Here is a 253-nt window from a genome sequence, read left to right on the forward strand (position 1 = left end):
GGATTGGTTACAAAGATATCGTCACCCGCAAGCTTAATCCGGTGTCCCAAACGTTCGGTCAGGAGCTTCCACCCTTCCCAATCGTCTTCGGCGAGGCCATCCTCCAACAACACAATTGGAAATCTATCAACCAATCCAGCATAAAAATCAACCATTTCGTCAGGAGAGCGGGAGATATTTTCGCTGGCAAAAACATACTTGCCGTCATGGAAGAATTCAGTTGCAGCGGGATCCATGGCCAGGAAGACATCCT

At 48.6% G+C, this 253-nt stretch carries 1 pseudogene; it reads right to left on the minus strand.

From position 1 onward, the window contains the following. A pseudogene (eno, locus tag B2633_RS08365) lies at positions 1–253 on the minus strand (phosphopyruvate hydratase); the annotation flags it as partial.

The organism is Syntrophomonas sp. UBA1041 (assembly GCF_002316705.1).
In the GTDB taxonomy this organism is placed as follows: domain Bacteria; phylum Bacillota; class Syntrophomonadia; order Syntrophomonadales; family Syntrophomonadaceae; genus DTU019.